The 26,140-nt window shown below is 35.9% G+C and carries 28 protein-coding genes; 5 read left to right on the top strand and 23 right to left on the bottom strand.

The window, feature by feature from the left end; genetic code table 11:
- Positions 1 to 20 precede the first annotated feature (20 nt).
- Positions 21 to 497, bottom strand: a complete 477-nt coding sequence (locus M2372_RS24735; RefSeq protein WP_123321739.1) for an N-acetyltransferase — start codon at positions 495 to 497, stop codon at positions 21 to 23.
- A 12-nt stretch (positions 498 to 509) separates the two neighbouring features.
- Positions 510 to 1,127, bottom strand: a complete 618-nt coding sequence (locus M2372_RS24730) for a DUF1684 domain-containing protein (protein ID WP_123321740.1) — start codon at positions 1,125 to 1,127, stop codon at positions 510 to 512.
- Between the two features lie 133 nt (positions 1,128 to 1,260).
- On the opposite strand from M2372_RS24730, the gene M2372_RS24725 reads away from it, so the two are divergent.
- On the top strand, positions 1,261 to 2,841 hold the full coding sequence (locus M2372_RS24725; protein WP_123321741.1) for a GMC family oxidoreductase N-terminal domain-containing protein: 1,581 nt from the start codon (positions 1,261 to 1,263) through the stop codon (positions 2,839 to 2,841).
- On the opposite strand, the gene M2372_RS24720 is transcribed toward M2372_RS24725, so the two are convergent.
- From M2372_RS24720 to M2372_RS24705, 4 genes are all read right to left on the bottom strand, one after another.
- The gene (locus tag M2372_RS24720; protein ID WP_123321742.1) at positions 2,838 to 3,707 is read right to left on the bottom strand and encodes an AadS family aminoglycoside 6-adenylyltransferase; all 870 of its coding nucleotides are present in this window, start codon (positions 3,705 to 3,707) and stop codon (positions 2,838 to 2,840) included. The two genes, M2372_RS24725 and M2372_RS24720, sit on opposite strands and share 4 nt — an antisense overlap.
- A gap of 1 nt (position 3,708) precedes the next feature.
- A complete protein-coding gene (locus M2372_RS24715; RefSeq protein WP_123321743.1) occupies positions 3,709 to 4,110 on the bottom strand; it encodes a hypothetical protein in 402 nt (133 codons plus the stop codon).
- Between the two features lie 77 nt (positions 4,111 to 4,187).
- Positions 4,188 to 5,693 (bottom strand): malate dehydrogenase (quinone), encoded by a 1,506-nt coding sequence (mqo, locus tag M2372_RS24710; RefSeq protein WP_123321744.1) that lies wholly within the window; start codon positions 5,691 to 5,693, stop codon positions 4,188 to 4,190.
- Positions 5,694 to 6,075: 382 nt separating this feature from the next.
- Positions 6,076 to 7,116, bottom strand: a complete 1,041-nt coding sequence (locus tag M2372_RS24705) for an NAD(P)H-dependent glycerol-3-phosphate dehydrogenase (protein ID WP_123321745.1) — start codon at positions 7,114 to 7,116, stop codon at positions 6,076 to 6,078.
- Between the two features lie 225 nt (positions 7,117 to 7,341).
- Here M2372_RS24705 and M2372_RS24700 point away from each other — a divergent pair, with 225 nt between their 5' ends.
- Complete coding sequence (locus M2372_RS24700) at positions 7,342 to 8,373, top strand: M23 family metallopeptidase (RefSeq protein ID WP_123321746.1); 1,032 nt, start codon at positions 7,342 to 7,344, stop codon at positions 8,371 to 8,373.
- Positions 8,374 to 8,552: 179 nt separating this feature from the next.
- On the opposite strand, the gene M2372_RS24695 is transcribed toward M2372_RS24700, so the two are convergent.
- From M2372_RS24695 to M2372_RS24675, 5 genes are all read right to left on the bottom strand, one after another.
- Positions 8,553 to 9,725 carry an MBL fold metallo-hydrolase gene (locus M2372_RS24695; RefSeq protein ID WP_123321747.1) on the bottom strand — a complete coding sequence of 391 codons (1,173 nt, stop codon included), beginning with the start codon at positions 9,723 to 9,725 and terminating at the stop codon, positions 8,553 to 8,555.
- Between the two features lie 16 nt (positions 9,726 to 9,741).
- Complete coding sequence (locus tag M2372_RS24690) at positions 9,742 to 10,395, bottom strand: NAD(P)-dependent oxidoreductase (RefSeq protein WP_123321748.1); 654 nt, start codon at positions 10,393 to 10,395, stop codon at positions 9,742 to 9,744.
- Between the two features lie 61 nt (positions 10,396 to 10,456).
- Positions 10,457 to 10,867, bottom strand: a complete 411-nt coding sequence (locus M2372_RS24685) for an Rrf2 family transcriptional regulator (RefSeq protein ID WP_115971935.1) — start codon at positions 10,865 to 10,867, stop codon at positions 10,457 to 10,459.
- A 65-nt stretch (positions 10,868 to 10,932) separates the two neighbouring features.
- Positions 10,933 to 11,883 carry a hypothetical protein gene (locus M2372_RS24680; RefSeq protein ID WP_123321749.1) on the bottom strand — a complete coding sequence of 317 codons (951 nt, stop codon included), beginning with the start codon at positions 11,881 to 11,883 and terminating at the stop codon, positions 10,933 to 10,935.
- Positions 11,884 to 12,029: 146 nt separating this feature from the next.
- On the bottom strand, positions 12,030 to 12,464 hold the full coding sequence (locus M2372_RS24675; protein ID WP_052480489.1) for an FKBP-type peptidyl-prolyl cis-trans isomerase: 435 nt from the start codon (positions 12,462 to 12,464) through the stop codon (positions 12,030 to 12,032).
- Positions 12,465 to 12,757: 293 nt separating this feature from the next.
- Between M2372_RS24675 and M2372_RS24670 the strand changes: the two genes are divergently transcribed.
- Complete coding sequence (locus tag M2372_RS24670; RefSeq protein WP_123321750.1) at positions 12,758 to 13,768, top strand: catalase; 1,011 nt, start codon at positions 12,758 to 12,760, stop codon at positions 13,766 to 13,768.
- Between the two features lie 82 nt (positions 13,769 to 13,850).
- Here M2372_RS24670 and M2372_RS24665 read toward each other — a convergent pair whose 3' ends face one another.
- The 11 genes from M2372_RS24665 to M2372_RS24615 all read right to left on the bottom strand — a co-directional run bounded on the left by M2372_RS24665 (position 13,851) and on the right by M2372_RS24615 (position 23,107).
- Positions 13,851 to 14,264 carry a nuclear transport factor 2 family protein gene (locus M2372_RS24665; protein WP_123321751.1) on the bottom strand — a complete coding sequence of 138 codons (414 nt, stop codon included), beginning with the start codon at positions 14,262 to 14,264 and terminating at the stop codon, positions 13,851 to 13,853.
- 3 nt (positions 14,265 to 14,267) lie between these two features.
- A complete protein-coding gene (locus M2372_RS24660) occupies positions 14,268 to 14,795 on the bottom strand; it encodes a TetR/AcrR family transcriptional regulator (RefSeq protein ID WP_123321752.1) in 528 nt (175 codons plus the stop codon).
- 218 nt (positions 14,796 to 15,013) lie between these two features.
- On the bottom strand, positions 15,014 to 15,184 hold the full coding sequence (locus M2372_RS24655; RefSeq protein ID WP_185019000.1) for a hypothetical protein: 171 nt from the start codon (positions 15,182 to 15,184) through the stop codon (positions 15,014 to 15,016).
- A 93-nt stretch (positions 15,185 to 15,277) separates the two neighbouring features.
- On the bottom strand, positions 15,278 to 16,318 hold the full coding sequence (locus tag M2372_RS24650) for a TerC/Alx family metal homeostasis membrane protein (protein WP_115971941.1): 1,041 nt from the start codon (positions 16,316 to 16,318) through the stop codon (positions 15,278 to 15,280).
- Positions 16,319 to 16,405: 87 nt separating this feature from the next.
- On the bottom strand, positions 16,406 to 17,014 hold the full coding sequence (locus tag M2372_RS24645) for a TerD family protein (RefSeq protein ID WP_115971942.1): 609 nt from the start codon (positions 17,012 to 17,014) through the stop codon (positions 16,406 to 16,408).
- 66 nt (positions 17,015 to 17,080) lie between these two features.
- Positions 17,081 to 18,028 (bottom strand): hypothetical protein, encoded by a 948-nt coding sequence (locus M2372_RS24640; protein ID WP_123321753.1) that lies wholly within the window; start codon positions 18,026 to 18,028, stop codon positions 17,081 to 17,083.
- A gap of 15 nt (positions 18,029 to 18,043) precedes the next feature.
- The gene (locus M2372_RS24635; RefSeq protein ID WP_185019002.1) at positions 18,044 to 19,219 is read right to left on the bottom strand and encodes a toxic anion resistance protein; all 1,176 of its coding nucleotides are present in this window, start codon (positions 19,217 to 19,219) and stop codon (positions 18,044 to 18,046) included.
- A 5-nt stretch (positions 19,220 to 19,224) separates the two neighbouring features.
- Positions 19,225 to 19,782 (bottom strand): TerD family protein, encoded by a 558-nt coding sequence (locus tag M2372_RS24630; protein ID WP_068939844.1) that lies wholly within the window; start codon positions 19,780 to 19,782, stop codon positions 19,225 to 19,227.
- Positions 19,772 to 20,596, bottom strand: coding sequence for a phosphoribosyltransferase family protein (locus tag M2372_RS24625; RefSeq protein ID WP_123321754.1), 825 nt, complete (start codon positions 20,594 to 20,596; stop codon positions 19,772 to 19,774). The genes M2372_RS24630 and M2372_RS24625 overlap by 11 nt, the downstream gene beginning before the upstream one ends.
- A 7-nt stretch (positions 20,597 to 20,603) precedes the next feature.
- The gene (locus M2372_RS24620; RefSeq protein WP_123321755.1) at positions 20,604 to 21,272 is read right to left on the bottom strand and encodes an HAD family hydrolase; all 669 of its coding nucleotides are present in this window, start codon (positions 21,270 to 21,272) and stop codon (positions 20,604 to 20,606) included.
- A 296-nt stretch (positions 21,273 to 21,568) separates the two neighbouring features.
- Positions 21,569 to 23,107 carry a SulP family inorganic anion transporter gene (locus M2372_RS24615; protein ID WP_123321777.1) on the bottom strand — a complete coding sequence of 513 codons (1,539 nt, stop codon included), beginning with the start codon at positions 23,105 to 23,107 and terminating at the stop codon, positions 21,569 to 21,571.
- A gap of 621 nt (positions 23,108 to 23,728) precedes the next feature.
- Between M2372_RS24615 and M2372_RS24610 the strand changes: the two genes are divergently transcribed.
- Together M2372_RS24610 and M2372_RS24605 are read left to right on the top strand one after the other, a co-directional pair.
- Positions 23,729 to 24,157 carry a transposase gene (locus tag M2372_RS24610; RefSeq protein WP_123321756.1) on the top strand — a complete coding sequence of 143 codons (429 nt, stop codon included), beginning with the start codon at positions 23,729 to 23,731 and terminating at the stop codon, positions 24,155 to 24,157.
- Positions 24,158 to 24,202: 45 nt separating this feature from the next.
- On the top strand, positions 24,203 to 24,520 hold the full coding sequence (locus tag M2372_RS24605) for a helix-turn-helix domain-containing protein (RefSeq protein ID WP_228455814.1): 318 nt from the start codon (positions 24,203 to 24,205) through the stop codon (positions 24,518 to 24,520).
- A gap of 463 nt (positions 24,521 to 24,983) precedes the next feature.
- Here M2372_RS24605 and M2372_RS24600 read toward each other — a convergent pair whose 3' ends face one another.
- Positions 24,984 to 25,823 (bottom strand): SMI1/KNR4 family protein, encoded by an 840-nt coding sequence (locus M2372_RS24600; RefSeq protein ID WP_123321758.1) that lies wholly within the window; start codon positions 25,821 to 25,823, stop codon positions 24,984 to 24,986.
- Positions 25,824 to 26,140: the final 317 nt, after the last annotated feature.

The following is a 26,140-nucleotide window of genomic DNA, read 5'->3' as shown; positions in this document are numbered from 1 at the left end:
ATTATGATTTTAAAATTTTATTAAAGTTTCTTATACATCAGATATTGAGGCCCGCTTCTTCCGATCCTGGTTTTTCCGTCAAAAATATATCCCGCTTTAAGATAAATATGATAAGCAAGATCATTTTTCTGGTTAACTGCTAAAACAATTTCATGACAATCTTCGAAATTCACCTTTACAAAATCATCTAATTGCATCATGGCTATCTTCCCTATGCCTTTGCCTTGCATTTTAGGATCTACGGATAAAGACCTTACCAAAACAGCGTTTGCATTATCAGTCAATTCAAATTTATCCTTTCCGAAATCAAGGACAAAGAAACCTACAGGAACATCATCTTTTAGGATTGTAATGGGAAATGCATCATGATCATCCCTCTTCTTAATATTTTGCAGTGCCTGATTTGCAGTTGCCGTAAAGCGCATCTGATGTTCATCTAAATCATAACTCACCTCTGAAAGATGTTTCTCGGGCTTAAAAAACGCCAACCTTATCATAAGAGGCAGATTTTAGTGATGGTAAATATCTTCATACATTACCCCAGCACGTATTTCCACAGGAAGTTTATTTTCTTCAGGAACAATGGGACAGTTATAATCGTAAGCATTATACGCACAGAATGGATGGTAAGACTGGTTGAAGTCTAAAATAATGGTATTTCCTTTCGGGGTTTTCAGATCCATATATTTTCCGCCACCATAGGTTTCTTTTTCATTGGTAGCATCCCGGAACGGTAGAAAAAGGTAATCTTTGTATTTATCTTGTTTAATAAGATCAAGACTTTGGTACAGCGTTAATGTATAAGGTTTGCCGTCCAGCTCAAAGGTAGCTTTTCCATATTCTTTGTAAGACTTTGTTTTGCCTGAAGATGTTGGCAGTTCAAAAGGTTGTGCATCTTTAGTTCTGACAAACTTCGCTGTTACCCGATATTTCGGATCAAAAGGAAAAAATGGATGCCCTTTAAAATTTTTAAAATTATCCCCTCGTAAAGGAGTTTCTTTTGGATCCAGGTATTCTTTATCAAGATCTTGTTGAAATCTTTTAACTTCCATAACCTCTCTGGAAACCATTTTTTGTGAAAAGGCTAATAAGGGTAAAAAGAAAAAGATCAATATATATTTTTTCATGAAATCTAAAATTATGAGTAAAACTAAGAATTTTCCTGCGTTTCAAAAGTTAAAACTGTACTAAAAAAGTATAATCTGTTTTAAATAAAATTCCTTGTCTTAGATCTAGCATACTTTTTGAGCAGCAAAGGCCATGGACAGAAAGAAATTCATCAAAACGGGTATACTTGCCATTTCAGGTTTTTATTTTCTACAATCAGACCTTTTTCAGGCTGCTGAACGGAGAACAAATACCATAAAACAAACCATAGATGCTCCAATTATTATCATTGGAAGCGGCTATGGTGGTGCAGTTTCTGCCTTACGTTTGTGTGAAGCTGGAAAAAAAGTTGTCCTGCTGGAAATGGGTCTTAACTGGGAAAAATCAGGAATTCCCTTTTCCAATCTCTTAAAACCCGGACAAAGTTCAGCATGGCTAAGAAAAAAAACAATTGCTCCTTTTATGAATATCTTTTCCTTAACGCCTTTCACCGGAACACTGGACCGTATGGAGTTTGATACAATTAATATCTGGTTGGGAAGAGGCGTTGGTGGTGGCTCATTGGTTAACGGAGGAATGGCAGTAACTCCCAAGGAAAGCTACTTCAAAGAAGTTTTCCCTAATCTTGATGCTGAAAAGTTTTACAGTCATTACTTCCCTCTCGTACAGGAAGAGCTCAAAGTAAATATTATTGATGAAAAGTTTCTAAATGATTGTCCTTATTACAAATTTACAAGAGTGGGTGAAGAAGAGGCTCATAAAGCAGGTTTTAAAACTATGAGAGTTCCCAATGTTTATGATTTTAAATATATGGAAAAGGAATTCCGGAATGAAGTTCCCCGCTCTGCTCTCAATACAGAAGTGATCTATGGAAATAACCATGGTAAAAACAGTTTGGATAAAACCTATCTGAAAAAGGCTTTAGAAACCGGAAATCTTGAAATTCTGGATCTGCATTGTGTAGATCATATTAAACTCAATGATGATAAAAGTTATACATTAAATGTTCAGCAAATTGATACCTCAGGGAAAGTGATTGCTGATAAAATTTTCAATTGTAAGAAACTTATCCTTTCAGCGGGAACAATGGGAACTTTACAACTTTTATTACGTTCAAATACAGTTAATAATCTTCCTGTTCACGAAAAAATCGGAAAGAACTGGGGGAACAACGGGAATTTTATGACAGGAAGAAACTGGGTAAAACCATTATCAGGTGGAACCGGTTCAAAACAATCAACAATTCCTGTGGGCGGAATTGATAACTGGGATGATAAAGAACATCCTTTTTTCACCGAAATAGCGCCTTTACCAATGGGAATGGATGTTGCCACAGCCTTATATTTACTGATCAACAGGGTAGATAAAAAAGGAGAAGTAGGATATGATAGAATCAATCAGAAACTTATACTAAACTGGGATGAAAGCCATACAGCCAACATGAAAGAAAATGCCCGGTATTTTATCCGGAAAATGAATAATGCGAATGGAGGTACCCGAAGCCACTTTCTGTTCAACAATGGTTTTGGAGCAGATATTTGTTATCATCCGTTGGGCGGATGTGTATTGGGTGAAGCCACCAATGAGTTTGGTAAGCTAAAGGATCATGAAAACCTGTATGTACTTGACGGTTCGCTAATTCCCGGGACAATTGGGGTTAATCCATTCGTAACCATTACAGCTATTGCCGAATATTGTATTGAAAATCTGATCAGGCAGAATGAATTTTCTTAAGAAGGCAATGCTTTTACTTCTTTCAGATAATTTCGGATGTCAGCTTCATGCTGAAAAGGATATTCAAAATTCAGTTTTTTGGCCAAAACAGTTCCCAGTTCATGAACAAGGTCAGCAAAAGCAAAAAGAGCCATCCAGTTTTCTTCAAGATCACTTCCTGAAAAAGTAGCTTCTATTCTACTCCACTCTTCTGCAGAAAGATATTTTTTGAAGAGCCTTCCGTGTTTGTTGGTGGTTATATTTTTCCAGTCATGAGAACTTGCAATATACCATTCGATTAAAGGAACCAGATAATCGGTTCTCAAGATATCTTCAGACATGAATTTAGCATAGAAAACATCACCGCGTTTAAGGCATTTCGCCACATAAGTGGTATCCCACCAGAAATCATTCAGCAGCTGCTTAAATTTCTTTTCCGTGGGGTAATGAATCATAATAGATTGGTGGGTTGGAACCTTCAGATCCTTTGTAAGATCATCTTTATCAATCAAAACTTTATATCCCACATCCCAGTCATCAGGAAGTTTCTCTTTCTTTATTTCTTCAGAAAATTCTGAGGGCTGGTAAAGTTTAAAATCAACTTTCACATGGTCTTTGTATAAAACCATCTTCATAGCATGTTTTCCATCAAAGACTGTATCATCTTCCTCTATCATGGAAATGGGTTCTCCAAAAAGACTGATCCATTCATTATGATCTTCGTATGCTTTTCTGTTTTGAAAAACCAGTTCCACATCAAGATCACTGAAATCATCTACAGGAGCATATGGATTGACCAGTGAACTCGTCAAAAGAACAGCCCGGATATCTGGATTGTTTTCTGCCCAATGAATGATTTGTTCCAGCTTTTCTTCTCTAACCTTCATGTTAATAAGATTCTGATATTTTTACACGATAAACATCTGAAGAATTTCTTTTAATAGATTCTACAAAGAAACCACCTTCTTCAGGAATAACTTCTTTAAGATCGAAACTTTTACAATCTTTTGGAAGCCCTGAAAATATTAACGTAAACCAGAAATCCTGCATAAAGGGAACAGCCGTCCAATAAGGAGAAATTGAAATATTCTCCGCATGAATCATCTTGCTTCTATGCTCAGACTGGTTATCAAAAAGATACGTTGAATGCCAGATTCTGATTAAATTCCCTAAAAATGGGGATGCAGGAAAGCAACAATGCACAATGACCTGTTTCTCTTCTTCTATTTTTGTCTGAAGAGATTCAAGGAGTTCTTTTGCAATAACCGGCTTTATAACTATTTCTTCCACCTTTCTATAAGTAATAAATGATGAGCAATGAATAATGCTGTTGGTATCGCTTATTATTCATTGCTCATTATTAATATTTAGTATTCTAATTCCAGCTTCTCCTTGGTATATCCCCTTACCTTTTCAGTAAGTTCAGGGTGTTCAGCCAGTTTTTGTCCGTATGACGGAACCATTTCCAGTAACTTGTCTTTCCACTCTCCCTGAAGTTTCTCAGGGAAACATTTTTCAAGAACATTCAACATGGCGTATACTGCTGTGGATGCGCCTGGTGAAGCTCCCAATAAAGAAGCAATTGTTCCTTTTTTATTCACTACCACTTCAGTTCCGAATTCCAGTTTACCTCCTAATTTATCGTCTTTTTTAATGATCTGAACTCTTTGTCCGGCTACTTTCAGTTCCCAATCCTCTTCTTTAGCATCCTTGATAAATTCTCTTAAATGCTGCATTCTCTGAGATTTGGTCATCGCTACCTGCTGAATAAGGTATTTAGTCAGAGGAAGATTATGCCACCAGGCTCCGAATAAAGATTTCAAGTTTTTGGTATTCACACTTTCTGGCAAATCAAGGTAACTCCCTTCTTTCAGGAATTTTGTTGAGAACCCAGCGAAAGGTCCGAAAAGAAGAGCTTTCTGGCCATCAATGATTCTAAGGTCAAGGTGTGGAACTGACATCGGTGGAGCATCTACGGTTGCCTGTGTATAGACTTTAGCCTGGTGTTTCTCTACCAATTCCTGGTTATGTGTTACCAGCCACTGTCCTGAAACCGGGAAGCCTCCGTACCCTTCACTTTCTTTAATATCTGAACTGTCTAATAGAGGTAGAGCATATCCTCCGGCACCAATAAATACAAAATCAGCAGTTACCTCCTGTTTGTGGTTATGGATTCTGTCTTTCACTTTCATTTCCCACTTTCCGTCTTCTCTTGGATCAATATCCTTCACCTCATGATATAAAAATACTTCTACATTAGAATCTTCCAACAGGTGTCTCCCCATTTTTCTGGTTAATGTTCCGAAGTTAACGTCTGTTCCCATATCCATTTTGGTAGCTGCCATTACTTCAGACTTATTTCTTTTGCTCATTACCAATGGAATCCACTCTCTTAGTTTATCGTGATCTGTAGAAAATTCCATTCCGGAGAAAAGAACTGATTCTGACATTTTATCATGACGTTTCTTAAGGTATTCAGCATCTTTTTCACCAAATACCAAACTCATATGGGGACAGGAATTGATAAACTCCTTTGGTTCCTGAATATATCCTTTCGTTAATAAATATGCCCAGAACTGTTTTGAAATTTCAAACTGCTCCGCGATACTTTCTGCTTTCTTGATATCAATACTACCATCCGGATTTTCCGGTGTATAATTTAGCTCACAAAATGCGGAATGCCCTGTTCCGGCGTTGTTCCAAGCTGCTGTACTTTCTTTGGCAAACCTTCCCAGTCTTTCGAAGATGGCAATTTCAAGTTTTGGATCAAATTCATGAAGCAGCGTTGCTAAAGTGGCGCTCATGATTCCGCCCCCTATCAGTACAACGTCGTATTTAGGTTTCGGTGTTCTGCTTGTAAGCGATTGTGACATAATTTTAAATTTTAGTTCAAATTTCGGGAAAAGTTTTAAAAAGAGAAACGCGTTTAACGATTTTAACACGTTAATTTTTGTTCTAAAAACACTTATGAATTATGCAAGACGATATGATGGAAAGTATCAATTTATTTTGTTCATTTGATTTATCAAAACCATCAGATTTAAATGCTAGACTACATTAGAATATCTGCTTAATTTTTAAAGATTTTAACACTATGATCGCTAAGAGAACCTTTATTACCTCTTATTTTACGATCGCAGGGCACTTTCGTTCAGCTAGAATTCCTACTTTCAATCTGGCCCTTTGCGAGCGCTACGTTAAAAAAAACTCCGTCATACAGAAGTATAGCGGAGCTTACATATTTTAAAACTGCTTTTAGTTTAATTTCGCAGTTAATTTCTTAAACTGCTTTTCAGCATTTTTACCTTCATAAAGAATAGCATATACTGTATCAATAATTGGCAGTTTCAGATTTTTCTGCTTGGATGTTTTGTAAATGGACTGTGCAGCATAATATCCTTCTGCCACCATATTCATCGACTGGATTGCTGATTTTACAGTGTATCCTTTTCCGATCAGGTTTCCAAGATTTCTGTTTCTTGAGAACAGTGAATAAGCGGTTACCAGAAGATCACCCAAATAAGCACTTTCATTGACATCTCTTGGTGCTTCATAAATTGCTTCCAGGAAAATTTCCATTTCACGGATCGCATTGGACACAAAAACTGCTGTAAAGTTATCTCCATACCCTAAGCCGCTGGCAATTCCGGCTCCGATGGCAAAAATATTTTTAAGAATAGCACTGTATTCATTTCCAAGAATATCTTTACTGGTTTGAACCTTAATGAAATCTGAACTGAAAACTCCTTCCAGCTTTTCTGCCGTTTCATCTTCTACAGTGGCAATCGTAAGGTAAGAAAGTCTTTCCATGGCAACTTCTTCAGCATGGCAAGGTCCTGCAATGACTGCCTGGTTTCTGAAACCGATTTTAAACTCATCACGCAGATAATGGGCCACCACATCATTTACCTTAGGAATAATCCCTTTAATTGCAGAAACAAAGATTTTATCTGAATAATCACAGGTCATCTTATCCAAAGTATCTGACAGATAAATGGAAGGTGTTGCCAAAACAACAACATCACATGCAGAAACCAGTTCATTAATATCCGTGGTTAGTTTTAAACTTTTCAGGTTAAAATGAGCAGCAGTAAGATAAGTCGGGTTATGTCCACGAAGTTCAATAGCTCCTTTTACAAACTCACTTCTTACACACCAGTGCACAACTTTGCAATTTTCAACAAGCATTTTTACGATAGCAGTTGCAAAACTTCCGCTTCCTACTACTCCTACAGAAACATCCTTTTTAGTCTTTTTTGGATTCGAAGATTCTGAAATAATTTTCTTTTTAGCCATAATTGGAATGTGAACTGCAAATATATTAAACAAAGATTTAACAAAATACTTTAAGGCATGATAAAAAACCACTTTCTGAAAAAAACAATGCTTCAGCACAATTAAATATACAATTCAGCGTTAGATACAGAAAAAACTGAATTTTAATTAAAGATTGCTTACAAAACTTATTTTTAATTAAATTTGCAGCTTTAAAAACCGTTTTAAATATCTAAGAAAGGAAATATGAAAAAATTTCTAAACAGCAAGAAGAACGTAAACATTCTCCTGGGAGGACTTTTACTAGTAGTTTTTGCACAAGGTATCTTCATTGCCAAACTTTTCTCGGAGAAGGATGACAAAAATTATGAAGTGAATCTTGTAAAAATAAACACTGAAAAAGACAGTGTAGATTACCTGAAAATGAAAACTGATCTTACCCTTGTAGATCAAACTGTTTCTCAACTGAACTCTTTCCTGAAGTCTAAAGACATTTCGAATGAAAAGCTAATGATGCTTGATCAGGACAGTATTGCCAATTCTATTTATCTTTCCAAACAAGCCAACCGATACAGCCAATATCTGATGGACCTACAGAAAAAACTGATGCAGGTTCCATTAGGAATGCCTACAGATGGATATATTTCATCTAATTTCGGGATCAGAAAAAATCCTATTCCATTTAAAACTGTTTTTGCTTCGGTAAAATCAAGTGCTGCCACGGAAGCTAAACCTGTTGCAGCAGCTCCGAAACCGGAAGTTAAGGCTGAACCTGTTGAAAAAATCGTTGAATTAACGGATAGTTATGGAAATAAAAGAGAAGTTAAAGTAATGGTAACTCCAAAAGCGGCTCCTGTAGCAGCTGCACCTGCTGCACCAACTTCTGCTACAAAAGCTGTTGCCGGAAATACTACTTCTAAAGCGGCTCCTATGGAAAGAAACAATCCTCCTGCTGAAGCGGATCAGATGCAGTTCCATAAAGGACTTGACATTGCTGTTGCCTTCGGTTCTGATGTAAGAGCTGCCGCTGCCGGAACGATTATTTTCTCCGGACAAAAGGGAGGTTACGGAAATTGTGTCATTGTTTCTCACGGAAACGGACTGGCTACCCTTTACGGACATTTATCACAGCTGGTATCTAAAGTGAATGATAAAGTAAAAGTAGGTCAGGTAATTGCTAAATCCGGGAACTCCGGGCGTTCTACAGGCCCCCATCTTCATTATGAAGTACATAAAAACAATACTCCGGTGAATCCGAGGTTGTTTATGAATCTATAAAAGAAAGCTGTCTCCAATGAGGCAGCTTTTTTTAATTCTAAAAGATAGTGTAGTAATATTCTCGCCGATTATGCAGATTTTTAGTACACAAATATCTGCTAGATCTGTGGGAGATTATTTTCGCAGAGTGTTTTAGAATTACAATACAAACAAAAACAGCTGCCGATGGCAGCTGTTTTTTATTTTAAAATCTTAAGAGTTCCTTTAGGATGGGTAAATGTACCATCTGGTCCTGCAATATTAGAATAGACTATATTTTTATTGTAATCCTGAATATGAGTAACATTGAATCCAAGATGAGGCTCATGCCAATACACCATGAAAACATTTTTTGCTACTTCCACAGCTGTATATTCTACAGTATCTGTACTGTCTTTTGAACTTCCTGCTGTTCCGGTAAATGTCATTGTTTTATTGTCTTTAAAATCGAGAAGGAATTTTACAGTTCCAAAATCAACTTCTACTTTCTTACCGATGGCTGGATATGGTGATTTTAAATCCCAGGCCATTTCACCAAGAAAAACCTTTACTCCCATTTCCAGTTCATCTTTTCCCGGAAGGCTAGGGAATTTTTTAACCATAAAGTCTACGATAGAAGACGGGGTTTTATTTTCAGTAACAGCTTTCTTATAGTTTTCAAGATAGCTTTTTACAAAATCCAGAGATGCCGGAGACAAAGACTGTTTTGCAAAATGTGAAGGAACTACCTGTTCAGGTTTTAGAGATTTCATTGCATCAATTTGACCGATCCATTGGTCAATAGCTTTTACATTCTGAGTATCTGCCATCCAAAGGTGTGAATCTACAGAAACAGAAATCCCTCCTGCTATAGTCTTGATAGACGGAATCCAAAGAAAGCTGTGCGCCGGATCTTCAGGATTTTGTCTGATCTCAATCTTATTTCCTTCCAGATCAGGAATGGAGGTCACCGCTTCCGGAACAATAATTTCTGAAGGAGCATCTGCCTTCAACTGCGGTTTCCAAACTGCCATTTTATCATCCTTTGAAGCGGAAATAAGATAAGCAGTCTGTGCTGTAGAAATAATTTTCACATTAGGAAAAGCTTTTTTAATCACATCTAATCCAAAATAGAAATCCGGATCGCTATGGGAAATAAAAACCGTTTTCAGATTTTTACCGGTTGCTTTTATTTCTTTTACCAACTGTTCTGCGTATTGCTTTTGAAACTGGGCATCAATAAGCATTGCGTCTTTATCACCATAAATAATAGTAGATGTAATTGGAAAAATAGCCTTGGTTCCGGGATTATAGACTTTAACCTTCAGATTTCCTGCAAATATGCTAATGAAACCTAAAATGGCCATTAATGATAATAATTTTCTTTTTAACATTGTTGTTCTTTTTTAATTAATAAGCTGCAGTGAAACGTTCACGGATGTGATTGTTCTGCTCCAGTTCATCCACTAAAGCTACGGCTACATCTTCTACCGAAAGACGGCTTCTTCCTTCTGCATCGAATACCGGAGTTTCCAAAGAGGTTCTGTATTGCCCTGTTCTTGCTCCTACATTCGCCTGGTTCATTTCTACTGCCGGGCTAAAGAAAGTCCAGTCTAATGTATTGTTTCCTTTAATCTTATTTAAATAATCTCTTGCAGCAGTTGCTCCCGGTTTATAAGCATCCGGAAAATCGGGTGTGTCTACAATCTGAACATTATCCGGTGTATAAAGGCTACCTGCTCCTCCTACTACAATCAGTCTTTTAACTCCTGATTCTTCTACTGCTTTTTCAATATTTTCAGAACCATTTAAAAAGTCGTTGTAAAGATTTGGATTCGTCCATCCTGCATTAAAAGCGCTGATTACTGCATCACTGCCTTTTAAAGCTTCTGCTAATTCTGCTACATTGTTTACATCAACGCTTTTTGCTGTTACATTTTCCTGGGTTTTCACCTTCGATGCGTCTCTTACCAAAGCTTCCACTGCATATCCTCTGTCTGCCAATTCTGTTACGATGTGTGCTCCTACAAATCCTGTTGCACCAATTACTGCTACTTTTTTCATAATATTTTATATTTTAAATTAAATTGTAATAAATTTTGTTACATTTATGGGTAAAAAAATTTTATTCGAATTGATCTGCGAATTCTTGCAAAGATTTATCTCCTAAAAACTGACTTACCAACTGATCTGTCTCTTCAAATAATGTATTTAAATGACTGTTAATTTCTTTTCCAACGCTACAGGCAGGATTAGGATTCTGATTTTTCTTTCCCAATACTTCTGTATTCTTTACCGATCTGTAAATCTCAGCAATTGTAATATTTACTGCATCTTTTGCCAGATGGCTACCTCCTTCTTTTCCCTGTCTGCTGACAATTAAGCCTGCTTCTCTTAAGACGCTGATCTCTTTACGTACAATAACAGGATTCACATTGATACTGCCCGCAACCCAATCAGAAGTGAGCCACTCCTGAGGACTTTTCGCCAATAAGGTCATGATATGTATTGCCGTAGCAAATCTTGTGTTATTCATTGTAATTACTCTGCAAAGATACACAAAATTTAATTGTAACAAAATATATTACAGTTAAATTTTTCTTAAAGGATTAATTTATCCAGATCCAGCAGTAAGTAATTAATGTTTTGATTGATCGTTCGTGTTGCTGACTGCATCTGATTGAGCATAGCAGCCCTGTTATGAAGGTCATCTGCCCTGTAATATCCACCATCGCTGAAAATAACGGATTGGTCCGCAGATGTTTTATCATCATCAAACTGATAATGCAGCCACCTTTCTTTCATATTTCCGATAATGGAGTGCTCTTCTTTATTAGAGAATTTCTTTTCGGTGTACATGTACCAGATAAATGGTGGAAAGTTTGGTGATTCTAATTTTTCTCTCCAGATATCTCTTAAAAGGTTTCTCTGATGAATAAATTCCACCTTTTTTCCTTTCGGATTAAGGGTTGCCAGACCAAAACCTGCTCCCAGAACCCCACCCCCAATATCAATGGCATTACTCCATCCCTGATCACTCACAATTCCACCCGCAATGGAAGCCGCTGCACCTGTAATGATAGAATATAAGATCATTTTATTATTCCTGGAAGAATTGAGATTATCTACATAATTTCCAATCTGGGCTACTCTTTCTCCTTCACAATCAAACTCTGCTGCTACAGCATCAAGCTCAGTAAGGGCGATTGTAATTTTACTGTTGATCTTTGTCTTCAGCTGCAGAACTTTAATCTGGGAAGCCAGGGATGAGTCTTTTTTCAGATCCATTATTTTATGTACTTCATCCAGATTATCCAACGCATTTAAAATTAAAATACTCTGGTCAGAAAACATCTCTTTAAGTTCTATATTCGCAGCTAAAATAGAATCTGAATTATAGGAAGGAACTTTATTGTTATAGTTATATTTGAAGGGTGCTTTACAATAACTGTCCTTCAAAGTAAGTATATTTTGCTGAATAACCTGATTCTTCTTGGAAACACAGGAGGTTAACAGGCCAACAACAGCGAAAAGGTAAAAGAGTTTTTTCATTCAGTAAGTTTTTGTGTTGTGTTGGATTCATTGTAAAGACAATACTTACCTCTACGTCATTTTTTACAATTTATCTATACGAATATAATACAAATAAAAAAAATTACCTGAAATCAGGTAATTTTTTTATCTATTTTTAAGCTGGATTATTTAATACCAAGTAATTCTACTTCAAAAACTAGGGTACTGTTTGGTCCGATCTCTTTACTGATTTCCTGATCTCCATATGCTAAGTGTGGTGGAATAATCAGTCTCCATTTACTTCCTACAGTCATTAACTGAAGTGCTTCTGTCCATCCTGAAATTACTCTGTTTAAAGGGAAAGATGCAGGAGTTCCTCTTTTTACAGAACTGTCGAAAACCTTACCGGAAATGGTAGTTCCGTGATAGTGGCATTTTACAGTAGATTTAGGGCCTGGTTTTGCTCCGTCTCCTTCTGTAATAATTTCATATTGTAAGCCGCTTGGTAATTGAACAACACTTTCTCTCTTACCATATTCTTCCATATATTCTTTACCGTCATTAAGATTCTTTTCGGCTAATTCTTTTTTACGTTTAAATAACAAATCTGCTACTCCCATATTATAATTTTTTACAAAGATAATGCTTTTTTAGGCTTGGAAGATGGAAGCTGGAGCATGGAAGTTTAAAAAAATGAGGACATCAACAACAAATATTTTTTTTTCATCCATTCTCATTCAAAATAATTAAACATTAATAATCAATAAGTTAAATAACAACTTCATTAAAATAATATACTACAAAATTCCGATTTTTAACTTCCAGTTTCCGGCTTACTTAAAATTCAAATAATTGTAACAATCTCTTAACACAAATTCCGAAACTTGGCGTTATAATTGGATTTAAAAACTAAATGCCAAATCCGATATTATATAACAAGAAGTTTGATGAGCTTAATGAAGAGGAAAAAAAACTTCTGGAAATCAATAAAAAGTCAATTGCAGATTTTGTTGAGCAATCCTCTTCTATAAGTGATGTCAATTATGCTACCAGAAATGCCCATGCGAAGACTTATGCTGTAGCCAGAGGAACATTTTGGATAGATCCGGCTATGCCTGAATTTCTCAAACCTTTTTTTGATAGAGAAAAATTTGATTTATTTATCAGGCTTTCCAATGCCCAGCTAAAAATTACAAATTCTAAAAAAGATATTCCTGCTTATGGTTTTGCCGTTCAGATCAGGGATGAGAATAATAATCTGCTCTCCAATTATCCATTGGTGAACTTTCCGCTGTTCCCGGTTAATTCTGTTTCTACTTTTTTAAAACTGTTTACAGCCATCAATCTTTTTTATATCAAAAAATGGAGCAGTTTATTTTCTCTGATAGTACAAATAATTAAAATAATTCCATCTGTTTTTACGGGCTCTTTTATCCGAAATGCAATAAAACTGTTCAGTAAGAGAAATGATTTCATTCTTTCTTTTGATTATCATTCCGTAGGTGCTTACCGTTTGGGAGATTATATGATGAAAATTAAGTTGAGCCCCCAGTCAGTAAATAAGAACATAGATAAGAAACAAAACATGAAAAAGGCTTTAAAGAATTATCTTCAAAAGAATGATTTTACCGCAGATGTTTTGATTCAGCTTTGCTATAACCTGAAAGACCAGCCCATCAATAAGCTTAACGTGGAATGGAAAAACTCTCCATTCATTAAAATCGGTGAAGTAAAGATGGATAAAGGTTCTCTATTGGATGCGAGAGACTGCAGTAATGAATTACTTTCATTCAATCCTTTTGAAAGCAAGACTATCTTTCATCCGGTCGGAAAGATTCAGAAACTTCGGGATCAAGCCTATAAAATTTCTGTACAGACGAGGAGAAAAATCAATAAACTGCTACACGGGAAAGAAGTCAAATGATAAACATTTAAAAGTTTAAATTTTCTCTTTCACTATTCTGTTTATAAAATAAAAGACTGCTAATACAACAGTCTTTATTCTTCTATTTAAGCTTCCTATCTTCGTCTTTTATAGCCAGATCGTTGATGCTTGCGTATCTTTTCGCCATTAATCCGTTCTCATCAAATTCCCAGTTCTCATTTCCATAGGCCCTGAACCAGTTTCCTTCTTTGGTCTGGTATTCATATTCAAAACGAACGGCGATACGGTTTTCAGTATGTGCCCAATATTCTTTCTTAAGTTTATAATTGAGCTCTTTTTCCCATTTGTTCTGAAGAAATTTAACAATCTCTTCTCTTCCGTTTACGAAAGTATCTCTGTTTCTCCATTCGCTGTCTATCGTATAAGCTTTGGAAACCTTTTCTGGATCCTGACTGTTCCAGGCATCTTCTGCCAGCTGAATTTTTTGCTTTGCCGTTTCAAGAGTAAAAGGTGGAAGCGGATGTTTCTGTTCCATTGTTTAAGGTATTAAATTGGTGATTATTTTTTTTGATTTTTCAATCAGCTCATTCGATCTGAACAGCTGGCTTTCTATGATACTGCTTTCAAAAAGCATATAAATATGATCGGAAAGCTCCTCATCTTTCAACATATCTAAAAAATAGTTTCTCAGATCTGCTTTATGGGACTGGATTACGTTCAGGATTTTAACATTATCCACTGGGATTTCTGATAAAATATTCAAAAAACTGCAGCCTCTGAAGTTCTCCTTTTTATTCATCTCAATCAGGAAATCAAAAGCACGGATCAACCTCTCCGGAAGATCATTCGTACCGAAAGAGAAGGTATAAAGCTCATTAAACCAATACTGATGTCTTACCTTAAGAAACTCTACACACAGATCTTCTTTAGATTTAAAATGCAGGTAAAAACTTGCCTTTGCCACTCCAGCTTCTGAAATAATCTGATTAATTCCTGTGGAATTATATCCCTGTTTTGCAAATAAATCAAAGGTTGTTTCTATAATTCTGTCTCTTGGAGAACTCATATTGCTTTTGTTTTGTAAGGCAAAGATAGAATAAAAAAATAAAATAGACAAACCTGTCTGTCTATTTTATTTTTTTGGATGGAAGCTGGAAGAGGGAGGCTGGAGGTACTGTTTGTTTTATGGATAAATATTCACTTTCTTATTAGATAGGAATGATTAAAAGGCAATACTTTTTCCTTTATTTTAAAGAACATCCCTCTCTCTTTACTCTCATTACGTTAACTCCTATTAAAAAGCAGATTAGCTATTCTTCCTCCTATAGGAACCTCCCTCTTCCAGCCTCCAGCTTCCATCCTTATCTCCACTCTCATTACTTTAATCCTGTTAAAATGCAGATCAGTTATTCTTTCGTCTATAAGAACTTCCCTCTTCCCTCTTCCAGCTTCCATCCTTTCTTCCTCTCTTCCTCTCTTCCTCTCTTCCCCACAAAAAAGCCCCCAAGATTAATTCTCGGGGGCAATAAATTATATATCAGTATATACTTAGTCTAACTTCTCTTTTTCCTCATCTTCTTTATCAGGGAACATGATGGATAAAATAACAGAAATCACTAATACTCCACCTACGATTCCTAGTGAAACCGGGGATGAAATATGATACCACGGTGCAATAAGCATTTTAACTCCGATAAAGGACAGAATAATTGCCAAACCATACGGAAGTTTGCTGAACATGTGGATAAAGTTTGCTAACAGGAAATATAATGATCTAAGTCCCAGAATAGCAAAAATATTTGATGTATAAAGGATAAACGGATCATCTGAGATCGCAAAGATCGCCGGAATGGAATCTACTGCGAAAAGAACGTCCGTAAACTCGATAACCCCTACTACAACTAATAGCGGTGTTGCCATTTTGATCCCGTTCTGAATAGTGAAAAACTTATCACCATCATAATTATCAGAAACTTTCCAGAAGCTCTTGATCAGTCTTGCTCCTGCTGTATTACTGTAATCTTCATCATCATCGTCATCTCCGTCTCCCCATGATTTAATCCCGGCATACACAAGGAATAAACCGAATAGGGTCATTACAATATTGATTTTAACAGGAGTTCCGAAAATATCCATTTCAGGAAGATAGGTAAGGTTAATCAGCCCTACTCCCGCAAAGATGAATATCGCTCTGAAGATCAGTGCACCGATAATTCCCCAGAAAAGAACCTTATGATGAAGGAATTTCGGAACTTTAAAGAATCCGAAAACAAGGATAAATACGAATAAGTTATCCACAGAGAGGGCCTTTTCAATCCAATAAGCTGCCTGATACTGGGTAAACTTCTCTACTGCCAGTGCATGACTTTCGGGCGTACCGTCTGTATTGAAAGCCCAATATACCACTCCGGAAAATACCATGGAGAGTGAGATCCACACGATAGTCCAGATCGTAGCTTCTTTGGAAGACACTTCATGACTTTTTTTGTTGAAGATTCCTAAATCCAGAAGCAGCATGATAACAACTGTTATCGCAAATCCCCACACCAGACCTGGGTGCAGTTCTAAAATACTTTGATGTTTTTCCACTTGACTAATGTGTTATTATATGATAAAAGCAATAGATGTACAAAGTACAAATATTGCTATTTTATTTACATTTTGATGTATAAACGATTATAAATAGTTCATCTGAACAGTTTGGATCGTCTGCTCCAGTTTTCTGTCAGCAGTAGGGTCTCCAATAGCATTGAATTTCCATTCACCGTTTCTTCTGTAGAAAACGCCCAATACCATAGCAACATGTCCTCTGAAAGAAGCATCGTTAGCTACATCATATTTAGCAAAAACCTCTTTTACATTGGTAGGGGTTCCTTCATAGATACGGATAGAAGCAAAAGGAATCGTTCCGAAATCCTGACCTTTATAGCTGTTCAATACCATTGCTACGTGATCTACGTTAGGCTCAAGGTTACTGAAATCTACAGTAATTACTTCATTATCCAATCCGTCATCACCGTTTACGTCACCTGTAAGATCATCTCCACTGTGTCTTACGGAACCATTTTTCGATTTCAGGTTTCCGAAATAGATTACTTCGGTTACATTTTTATTTGAATCGTATAAAATACAGCTTCCGTCTAAGTCTACTGCCTCTTTTTTAGTTCCGAAAAGTCCTTTTTTTTCAATTGCTCCCCAGTTGATTCCTACACAGGCTTGGGAAAGTTCAGCTCCGTTTTCTTTTTTAAGGTTAATTCTCTGACCTTTTTGTAAGTTGATAGCCATCTTTTTATGTTTAGTTATTATTTACATTTATTGCGAAAAATATAATTCGCTTCTTCATATTTCGATTTACTGATTATTCAGGTTCAAATTAAGCATTGCCCGCAGAATATTTGTTTCTTCATCAAAGGCAAATATCTTGCTCATAATATCTATATTCTCAAGGTTTCTGATATAATCTTTCAAAACACTTTCTACCTCTGGAGGTAAATTGCGTTTTCTTTCATTCATAGTATCTTCCAACTGCTCATTTTTATTTTTAAGCTGGTCAATAATAGTACTTTGATTAGATTGGTTTTCAGAAATATCAAGCTTATCCAAATCTTTGTCGAAAAGATAAAGCTTTTTATCATCTACACTGAAAATAAAATAATCATCAGACTGAAAGATCTTGAAAAGCTCATATTCATGGGTTCCGATCACATAGCCACATACAAAACGGACTTTAAATCCCTGTATGTTCAATCTTCCCAACAGTTTTCTTTCAATGGAATAATCTTTATACTGATAGGCTGGAAAGGATTCGGCTTTCAGCAGAGATTCATCTGCTTCTGATCTGTAGAATTCTTTCGCATACTTTTTATGAAAATACAGTACATTATCCCAATTGGCAGTGAAAATATCTTCTGTAAGATCCTTATACAGGGCTTTCAGATGTTGTGAAAATATACCGCTGTACATTTTCCTGTCGGTCTGAAAACTGTCTGCCTGCCTTTCTTCAAAACCTGAAATATATTTTTTATTGATGTCAATTTCGTTAAGGACCGCCAGCATATCATTTTCCTTCTGTCTTTTGATTTTCGTCAGAAGCTCTATGAGACTGTCGGTATACTGCAGGTGAAAAAGCTCCAGCTTATTGTAATCCAGGGCCGTATTTTCCTGGAACAGATTGTGAATAATATCTGTTTTGATGTAAATGGATATTATGTCAATATGTTCAAAAAAATTAGCCAGAAGTTTAAGTCTTGTTAACCTTCTTTTGCTCTGTGACAATATGGTTGCTGCATCTTCCCCCACCTTAGTACCTATAAATTAACCTCTGACATTCGCTTTCAGTTCGTGCTCCAATGTCTGAAGATCCTGATCCAGTTTTCTTCTGTTGTCAGCTCCCTGTTTCTGGATCTGTTTCACTTCGTTTAATGTGTTGATCAACATTGAAGTTGTTTCTCTCAATGTTTCTACAGATACAATAGTCTGCTCATTGGCTCTCGCTACATTAACAGAGTTCTGGCCAAGACGTTCTGCATTCTTTCTTAAGATTTCTTCTGTAGTAGCTGATACTTTCTGCTGGATCTCAATACTCTGCTGCTGTCTGTACATTGCAACAGCAAGCGAAAGCTGGTTTTTCCATAACGGAAGTGTAGTGGTAAGAATAGTCTGCGCTTTTTCTGCAATAGAAACGTTGTTATTCTGAACCAGTCTGATCTGTGGAAGAGACTGCATCATAATGACACGTACCACCTTAAGATCGGCCATTCTTCGGTCTAACCTTGCAATGAAGTCCCTCTTATCTGCAATCTGATAATCCTGGAAATTCTGAGGGGCAGTCTCCATCTGAGCCAACTCTACAGCTGCTCTTTCCATTCTGATATTTCCAGCAATCACAAGTTCTTCAATTTGTTTGATAGAGTTTACATTGCTTTCAAAAATTGTCTGAAGAACTGCGTTATCCTTTGTAGAAGTAATAATTCCTGCATTTACTTTGTAAGAGATCTGCTCGATATTGTTGATAATCTTGTCATACTTTGTAAATAAATTTTCTACCTGAGTGATTACCTTCTTCATGAATGGCAATTTGCTCAGGAAGCTTTTTACTTTATTTCCGTTAAGCTCTTCTACATCTACATAGTTCAGTTCTACCAAAAGGTCATTGATCAATCCGCCAACTTCTCCTGAGTTTGATCGTCTCACATTTCCTAAGAAACTGTCACTCTGGTTGGTTAACGTTTTCTGAAGTTCAGCTCCGAAATTTACAATAGATCCCGGGTTAGCCTCATCAATAGAATTTGCCAAAACTTCATATTTCTGACGTTCTTCTGTCTGTAACTGAGTTAAATTTACGTTCCCCTCTCTATCTACAAGCACTGCTGGTGCTGCATTCTGAATAGGTTGAGCTGGCGTTGGCGGAACCATTGGTGTCGGCTCAAATGTTCTAAGAGGTTCAATTGATCCAAGCGGATCTATGGGTTGATTTTCCTGATTATCCATGATAATTATTTCTGATAAATTGATACAAATTTCTCAAGGCCGTCTCTCTGTCCTGCTCCTACTGCCTCAAATTTCCATTCTCCGTTTCTGTTATAGATTCTTCCGAATTCTACTGCTGTTTCGATTGAGAAATCTTCATCCAATTCGTATTTTAAGATCTCTTCATTCGTATCTGTATTGAAAATTCTGATGAAAGAATTTCTTACCTGTCCAAAGTTCTGTCTTCTTGCATCTGCATCGTGGATGGTTACAACTACTGTAATTTCCTTTACTGCATCATCAATTTTTGTCAGATCAATCTTGATCTGCTCATCATCACCTGATCCTTCTCCCGTAAGATTATCTCCTGTGTGGATCACTGATTTATCCGGAGATTCAGTATTGTTATAAAAAATAAAGTGATTATCTGAAACTAATTTTTTATCATCTCCTAGTAAAAATAAAGAAGCGTCCAGGTCAAACCCAGTTCCCGTAGAAGTATTATTAACATCCCATCCTAAACCTACAGTGAATTTAGGTGCGTTGATATTTTCTCTTTGTCCTTTTTGTAAGTTAATAGCCATAATATAATTCCGTTTGTGTTAAAGTATTGATGTTATTTTTATATTCTTTTATTAAATGATAATTGTTGCTGATGGCAAGCTCCAACAGGAGATCCATCTGCGCTTTTTTTACTTTAGACGTAAGATAGTCAAAATTACTTGAATCCAGCCCTAAAATATATTTTACAATCCTTGTATTGAACTGAAAACTGAACCTATTCATTACTTCTGCAATATGTTTCACATTTTTCACTGCGTAATAATTGAAAAAGTTTTCAATTTTAGGATCGAGATCAAAATTCATCAGTTCAGCGTAATACAGAAACATAAAGTCTGCTTCCACATTATATTCGTCCAGGATTTTATTTACTGTATACTCATGACTTCCTGTAATTTTTATATCGTCTATAAAAATACAAAGTTTTCCTCTTAAAAAATCTTTATCGATATAATAAGTATCATTGGCAATCAGATTTTTACGGTCTTCAAAACTTAGATTTCCATAATCTGTAATATAGGTGTGGTTTCTATTGATTTTTGATATAATACTTGATTTCTTTTCTTTCTGAAACAGATAAAAATCCAGGTATTTTTTAAAGTAAAAACATAAAAAGTTGGAGGCCGTAGGAATCGCCATATAAGGGCTTGGAAGCACTACGATCTCTTTATCTGTATTTAAAAGCGCTTCGTTTTCGGAAATAAATCCGTCGAATAATTCTCTTGCAAATTTTTCAGCATACGACTTATCGCCATACTTGAAATAGCTGTATTCTGCGGGTGAGAAAGTGAACTCATCCGCTGAATGAATGTGGTGTAAGCTGTACCTTTTGTTCATGTTATAGTTAGTATTTAAGTAAATGTGCGCTGAACCCGAAGTCAGTAGCTCCTTTATAATCGGCAACAGGATTGTCACCGATGTGCAGAATCCGGTTTAACGGAAGATTCTGATCTTCAATATTATTTTTCACTTCCTGGAAAATGAGCGGGTTCGGTTTTGAACAGTTGATTTCATCCGAATAAATATGGAAATCTATATACTGATCCAGGTTTTCATGGATCAGGAATTTTCTCATTGTCTTTCCTTTGATAAATCCTGTATTGCTCAGAATATTGATAGTTTTCCCCTGGCTTTTAATATCATCAAAAAAATCATGGATATTTTCAAAAATGACAACAGGCTTATATTCTAAAAACAATTCTTCACTTTTTACATAAAACTCATTCAGCTTTTCTTTGTTTAAAAGCTTTACATCTACATTCAAGGCGCCCAAAATCATCAGATAGATCTCAAAAGTATCTATATTTCCTCCTGTAACTTCGTTAATAGTATTGCAAAGATCATCATAATATTTTACGGTTTTTGCAACCACAGCTATTGGTGCGTCCACATTAAAAAATGAGGAGAACAGCTCAACTCTTTTTGTTTTAAATTCAGGATGAGATTTGATTAGGGTGAGCCACAGGTCAAAAGAAAAATGACAGTGGTTTTGAATGTCGATATCTGTTTTCAATATGTTTTAAGTTAAAAGTTTTATTTAGCTTCTTGAAAAAGATTTAAAATTTATTCATCATCAAAAAGTGTTTAATTTTCTATTCTTCCCAAAGATAAAATTTTTATCAGAAATGTATTACTCTGTACCTCTGTTTTAAGATATTTTATGATTTGGGAAAAGAAACAACAAAAAATAAGGACTGTAAGATAAATCTACAGTCCTTATTTTTTGTTCTTATGATTAATTTAAGTTTGGAATTCTTATTATTCCACTTTTGCCTTCTCTCTCAAATCTCTTCGTATCTTTTTTTAATTCTACTTTTCAGGCATAACTTTATACGTTGGATCTTCCTGAATATTGACTTCTACTACAGCTTCAGCATTTTTCAGCATTTTCCGGCAGTCTTCACTAAGGTGTCGAAGGTATAATGTTTTCCCTTGTTGTTTGTATCGTTTTGATAATTTATCTACCGCATCAATCGCGCTCATATCTACAATACGGCTTTCTTTAAAGTCTACTACCACTTCATCGGGATCATTCATCGGGTCAAATTTATCTGCAAAAGCTGTTGCTGAACCGAAAAACAATGGACCGTATATTTCATAATGTTTAATACCATTTTCATCAGTATATTTTCTGGCACGTATTCTTTTGGCATTATCCCAGGCAAATACCAGAGCTGCAATAATCACTCCTACCAAAACGGCAAGAGCAAGGTTATGCAGAATAACGGTAATTAAGGCTACTATAATTCCCACAAATATGTCTGATTTCGGCATTTTGTTCACAATACGGATAGAAACCCACTGGAAAGTACTGATGGCAACCATCATCATTACGCCTACCAAAGCTGCCATCGGGATTTTCTCGATAATGGGTGCTCCAAACAGAATAATCAGTAAGATCATAAGGGAAGCTATAATTCCTGATAATCTGGCTCTGGATCCTGCATTAAGATTCACTAAAGTTTGGGCAACCATTGCACAGCCTCCCATTCCACCAAAAAATCCATTGGTAATATTAGCTAATCCCTGTGCTACTGATTCTTTGTTGGCATTTCCTTTAGAATTAGTAATTTCATCCACCATAGACAAAGTAAGCAATGATTCGATGAGACCGACTCCAGCCATAATGAGTGCATAAGGAAAAATAATCTGTAGGGTTTCTAAGGAAAATGGAATCTGCGGAATGTGAAAGCTTGGTAAATTTCCACTGATATGGGCAATATCTGCTACTGTTTTCGTTGGGATATTAAATCCAAGAGCTACGGCAAATACTACAATAATAGCTACCAGGGATGCAGGCACCGCTTTTGTAAGCTTCGGAAAGAAATAGACTACAGCAATGGTGAGCGCCGTTAACCCTCCCATAATGTACAAAGGCATTCCCTGAAGCCAGCTTACAACTCCGTTAGTATCTGTAATTTTAAACTGTTCGACCTGAGCCATAAAAATAATGATCGCCAACCCATTCAGGAATCCATACATGACCGGTTGTGGAATAAGTCTAACAAATTTCCCCAATTTAAAAATCCCAACCAGCATCTGGAGTATTCCCGCAAGGGCTACTGTAGCAAAAAGGTATTCTATACCATGAGATTTTATGAGGGCAATAAGGACAACAATAGTGGCTCCGGCTCCTCCTGAAACCATTCCCGGGCGTCCTCCCAAAACAGCTGTTACCAGCCCCATCATGCAGGCTGCATACAATCCTGTAAGAGGTGAAAGTCCGGCAAGAATCGCAAATGAAAGCGACTCAGGAATCATGGTCATGGCTACAGTAAAGCCTGCCAGCAGTTCATTTTTATAGTTTATTTTCTTCGAGAAATCGAATAAGCTGATCGTATTTTTCATTGAAGTGCAAAGGTATAGACTTACCGGATGGTATACAATTTTTCTTTTTCCCTTTTTATTTTCTGCATTCACTTTAGGATAATTCACACATATGTCTAAATAATATGTTAATTTTAATTAAAATATGTCCATAAACATACTTTTTTGTATTTCTGACTGTCTTCGTTTTTAATTTTTGTTTAAATTTGAAAACAATTAAGCAGATTATTTGGTACTAAACAAGATATTCTAAACATAAAAAACTGGTTGTCAACACATACAACCGTACGACACACAAGCTTAACGTAAATAAAATTGCATGAAACAACTTTAATAGGCTATATATTATTTACACAAATGGTAGAAAAAAGAAGTTTGAAAAAGAAGATGAGCGATTACCCATTGGAGATAATGCCTATACCTGAAGGTACATTACACCTATCCTTTTAAGATTAAGCTGTCCGATCTATTTCCAAAGACTTTATGAAGTCTCATTAATGGTATTCAAAATTTTTGAATAGTACCATAGATTTTCCAACTTCAAAATTAAATGAATTATATTCGGTAATACATAATAATATATGTCGCCTATTTTATATTTTTCTATGCAGAAGTTTAATAAATAGATAATATTAAATAAAAATGTTATACAAAGAGATCCATATTGGAAAGTTTATTAAGGAGAGGATTGATGAAAATGAAATAACAATGGAGAGGATATGTAAATTCCTGGACAAAGATGAAGATGCTATAGAAAGGATGTACAGCAGCAGATCACTGGATGCGGATCTTCTCCTGAGATGGAGTAAACTATTGGAATATGATTTTTTCAGACTTTACAGCTCCCATTTGATTTTATATGCTCCTCCTTCAGCAGCTAATAAAAATCAACAGAAATCCGACAAAATTCCTTACTTCAGAAAAAATATTTATACTCAGGAAATCAAAGAATTCATCATGAAAAGAATTCTTTCCGGCGAAATGACTCAAAGTGATGTCATAAAGGAATACTCTATTCCTAAAAGTACTCTTCACAGATGGCTTCAGAAAAGTGATACTATTAACGGATAAATTGATCAACAGATGCGTCCCAATTATAAAAAAATATACCAGGACATGCTTACAATGGATTATCCGGAGAAGCTGAAAGATCCAAAAATAAAAGAACTCCTAGGAAAGCTGGATACCAGTGAAGATGTGCTGAAGTTCAATGAACGGCTTTTCAAACCTTCCAGAGAAAGCCAGAGAAATAATCAGAAACTGAAGACCTATGATAAGAAAACCATGCTTAAACTTCTTGAATACCAAAAGAAGCATGGGCATTCTACAAGTTATATGTCTAAGAAATATAAGATCAGCAGAACCACTATTTCCAAATGGAAACTCATGTTTGAGGAGGAGCTGGAAAAAACAATGAAAAAAGCCGATAAATAGTATATCGGCTTTTTTGTAAAGGTAACGATAAGGAAAAACCGGGGCATTCGTAAGCCGGAGTCGAACCGGATAGCCTTGCCGGAGTGACCGACTTCGCTATTCCTCCCCATTAGGTACGATGAAATTTTTCCTAACGACACTTAAGATTTCATAAAAAGGAAGCTGGAAGTGGGAAGAAAGGAAATTGTTAAAGTCTGAAAGAATACCTTGTCTGACTTTATAGAAAATTACGATACAAAGATTATTTCCTACTTCCCGCTTTTGGCTTCATTTAATTTATTCTTTTTGTAAATATTTCATTAAAAAACAAGGCAACAGTCAAATAGTGTATTGTCGTGCTCTACCAGCTGAGCTACTCTTCCTGTGTTTTGAGTGGAAGAGACGGGATTCGAACCCGTGTCCCCGTCGTAATGAGCGAAGTAACACTATTCTACGGCACTTGTTATTTTTTTATATTGAAAGCTTATTGCTCTTCTTCAGCAATATAGGTCCTTTCAATGGGATGAACTCTTGTATTTTCAGGATAATAATTTAAATCAAAACTACTCCATCCGGATGACCAATATAAAATCATTTCTTTAATATAAGGTATATCTTTGGTTTCATCATACTTCATATTCTCATCAAAGATATTTTGTACTTCATCTATTATTTCCTTATAAAACATCTGATCTTCTTCGTCAAAAACATCAATATGAATATTCAGATGATCTCTAAGTTCGTACAATAAATAAGTTCTGAAATCCCATCCCATAATGGTAACCTCGGAGCCGAATGCACAAATAACCGGTCTCCACCTCAGATTTTCATCACTTACTATAAAACGGCAAGATTTTAAAGGTAACAGAACAGGAAGACGGGAAAACCATTCATCAAAGATCTCTTTTCTTTTTTCCAGAGATTTAGGTTTTATTCCCCAGGATTTCAACCAAACATGATTGACGCCGGTGACACCATTCCATATCCCTTTATAAAGGTAGCCTATCTCGCGTGCTATCTCTTCTTCATTTTCCAGCCAGTTATAAAAAAAAGTACATTCTTCCAAAATGATCTCTCCTTCATCTTCATATTCTACAACTTCTTTTTTATCAATAGCATGCAGGATTCTTAAAAACTCCCGATGCTCCGGAATAAATCTGACCTTATACTTCTGCTCAACCTCATCGATCTGCGCCTCTGAAAGTCCTTGCCATTTGGCTCCATAAAACCCTTTACAGCAATGTTCATCTTCTACGGACCAAATTTTCTCTGTACGTTCTTTGATCCAATATAAAAATTCAGTCAGATTACTTGGTATATCCATTATTATTAATTTTAAAAATAAAAAGAGGCAAGATTCGAAAAGACTTTTACAAGATCATTTTCATGACCTTCTGGAGTCGAACCAAATAAACCGAAGTAAGTCTTTTCTACGGCACTCTTTTATACAAATCAGGGTAATGTTTCCAGAATCGTTCATGCATTTGCTCTACCCGCTGAGCTACCTCTCCTTTTCTAGGGAAAAGGCAGGATTCGAACCTGCGACCCAATGTTTATTCAATCTCGAAGTATGATTCTATGACGACACCTGATTTTTAGTTTTTTACTTCTTCATTTGTATTAGTTTTAAAACTACCTTTG

It is taken from the genome of Chryseobacterium sp. BIGb0232, from assembly GCF_024810195.1.
Classification (GTDB): Bacteria; Bacteroidota; Bacteroidia; order Flavobacteriales; family Weeksellaceae; genus Chryseobacterium; species Chryseobacterium pennae.
This window is presented reverse-complemented; position numbering and strand designations above follow the sequence as displayed.

Coding starts and splice junctions, on each gene's coding strand:
- M2372_RS24675 (WP_052480489.1), bottom strand. CDS start 12,464: ATGGGAGTAGCAGATTTGTTATTTAAACGTAAAAAAGAATTAGCCGAA.
- M2372_RS24670 (WP_123321750.1), top strand. CDS start 12,758: ATGCCAAATCCGATATTATATAACAAGAAGTTTGATGAGCTTAATGAA.
- M2372_RS24655 (WP_185019000.1), bottom strand. CDS start 15,184: ATGGAAGCTGGAAGAGGGAAGAGGGAAGTTCTTATAGACGAAAGAATA.
- M2372_RS24665 (WP_123321751.1), bottom strand. CDS start 14,264: ATGGAACAGAAACATCCGCTTCCACCTTTTACTCTTGAAACGGCAAAG.
- M2372_RS24730 (WP_123321740.1), bottom strand. CDS start 1,127: ATGAAAAAATATATATTGATCTTTTTCTTTTTACCCTTATTAGCCTTT.
- M2372_RS24660 (WP_123321752.1), bottom strand. CDS start 14,795: ATGAGTTCTCCAAGAGACAGAATTATAGAAACAACCTTTGATTTATTT.
- M2372_RS24610 (WP_123321756.1), top strand. CDS start 23,729: ATGTTATACAAAGAGATCCATATTGGAAAGTTTATTAAGGAGAGGATT.
- M2372_RS24690 (WP_123321748.1), bottom strand. CDS start 10,395: ATGAAAAAAGTAGCAGTAATTGGTGCAACAGGATTTGTAGGAGCACAC.
- M2372_RS24635 (WP_185019002.1), bottom strand. CDS start 19,219: ATGGATAATCAGGAAAATCAACCCATAGATCCGCTTGGATCAATTGAA.
- mqo (WP_123321744.1), bottom strand. CDS start 5,693: ATGTCACAATCGCTTACAAGCAGAACACCGAAACCTAAATACGACGTT.
- M2372_RS24735 (WP_123321739.1), bottom strand. CDS start 497: ATGATAAGGTTGGCGTTTTTTAAGCCCGAGAAACATCTTTCAGAGGTG.
- M2372_RS24680 (WP_123321749.1), bottom strand. CDS start 11,883: ATGAAAAAACTCTTTTACCTTTTCGCTGTTGTTGGCCTGTTAACCTCC.
- M2372_RS24600 (WP_123321758.1), bottom strand. CDS start 25,823: ATGGATATACCAAGTAATCTGACTGAATTTTTATATTGGATCAAAGAA.
- M2372_RS24720 (WP_123321742.1), bottom strand. CDS start 3,707: ATGAAGGTTAGAGAAGAAAAGCTGGAACAAATCATTCATTGGGCAGAA.
- M2372_RS24695 (WP_123321747.1), bottom strand. CDS start 9,725: ATGTTAAAAAGAAAATTATTATCATTAATGGCCATTTTAGGTTTCATT.
- M2372_RS24605 (WP_228455814.1), top strand. CDS start 24,203: ATGCTTACAATGGATTATCCGGAGAAGCTGAAAGATCCAAAAATAAAA.
- M2372_RS24625 (WP_123321754.1), bottom strand. CDS start 20,596: ATGAACAAAAGGTACAGCTTACACCACATTCATTCAGCGGATGAGTTC.
- M2372_RS24725 (WP_123321741.1), top strand. CDS start 1,261: ATGGACAGAAAGAAATTCATCAAAACGGGTATACTTGCCATTTCAGGT.
- M2372_RS24705 (WP_123321745.1), bottom strand. CDS start 7,116: ATGGCTAAAAAGAAAATTATTTCAGAATCTTCGAATCCAAAAAAGACT.
- M2372_RS24700 (WP_123321746.1), top strand. CDS start 7,342: ATGAAAAAATTTCTAAACAGCAAGAAGAACGTAAACATTCTCCTGGGA.
- M2372_RS24685 (WP_115971935.1), bottom strand. CDS start 10,867: ATGAATAACACAAGATTTGCTACGGCAATACATATCATGACCTTATTG.
- M2372_RS24615 (WP_123321777.1), bottom strand. CDS start 23,107: ATGAAAAATACGATCAGCTTATTCGATTTCTCGAAGAAAATAAACTAT.
- M2372_RS24630 (WP_068939844.1), bottom strand. CDS start 19,782: ATGGCTATTAACTTACAAAAAGGACAAAGAGAAAATATCAACGCACCT.
- M2372_RS24645 (WP_115971942.1), bottom strand. CDS start 17,014: ATGGCTATCAACTTACAAAAAGGTCAGAGAATTAACCTTAAAAAAGAA.